This window comes from Clavibacter sp. MX14-G9D, from assembly GCF_032917815.1.
Taxonomy (GTDB): domain Bacteria; phylum Actinomycetota; class Actinomycetes; order Actinomycetales; family Microbacteriaceae; genus Clavibacter; species Clavibacter michiganensis_K.
The window spans coordinates 1-915 of record NZ_JAVCVL010000400.1 but is presented as its reverse complement, the minus strand read 5'-3'; the positions used below and the strand labels follow the sequence as shown (position 1 = coordinate 915).

The window sequence follows — 915 nt, the reverse complement described above, 5'->3', positions numbered from 1 at the left end:
CGCTCGGCGTCCCGCGTTCCCGCCACGAGGAGCAGCGGCACGGACGACGCGGCCACCACGTCGTCGGGCACGCCCCGGTCCCGCTCCGACTCCCGCATGTACGCCGCGAGCGCGGCCGCGTCGTCCGCGAGGAAGGCGCCGCGCGTCGCCGCGTCGACGACGTGGCCGCCGTGGTGCTCCCAGGCCGCGAGGAAGCCCGGCATGCCGCCCGTCTCGAGCGCCGGGATGCAGCCGGGGAAGAACACGCGGTCGAAGACGCCCACGCCGCTGCGGGGAGAGCCGCCGAGGCTGGATGCGGAGAGGAGCCGCTCGGGGTGCGCGGCGGCCAGGGAGAAGCCGACCCGCGCGCCGAGGCTGTAGCCCACGTGGTGCACGGCCGGCGCGCCGACCGCGTCGAGGACGGACACGACGTCCGCCACCATCAGGTCCATCGCGTAGGCGGACGGATCGTGCGGAGTGCCGCTCCGGCCGTGCCCGCGGAGGTCCAGGGTGATCACCGGGCGCTCCGGGGAGAGCGCCCTGACCCAGCCGAAGCCCCGCCAGATGGCCTGGGAGAGGGCCGTGCCGTGCACGAGGACCACGGGGGCGGGGGCCGGATCGGGTGCCGCGCCGCCTCGGTGCGCGCCGCCGGCCCCGGGTGGGGCGCCGAACACCCGGTAGGCGATGCGCGTGCCGTCGAGGGGGTTGGTCGCCGTGTCCACGGGGATCCAGGCTACGCGGACGCAGCGCGGCGCCCGCCTGCGCGCCGTCCGCCGGGGCCCATGAGGGCCGGGACGGACGAGGGCGGGCGGGCGCCGGGAGCGGCGGGGGAGGGGGGGGGGCCGCCGTCGGCCGGGGGGGGGGGGGGGGGCCCGCGCCCCGGCCCGCCGGGGGGGGGGAAACCCCCCCTTCGAGCCCGAGGAGGACACCCCCCAC

At 79.5% G+C, this 915-nt stretch carries 1 protein-coding gene; it reads right to left on the bottom strand.

Going from position 1 to position 915, the window contains the following annotated elements; all coding sequences use genetic code 11:
• On the bottom strand, positions 1–701 hold a 701-nt coding region (locus Q6969_RS15945), incomplete at its 3' end, for an alpha/beta hydrolase (RefSeq protein WP_317231316.1).
• Between the last annotated feature and the right edge of the window lie 214 nt (positions 702–915).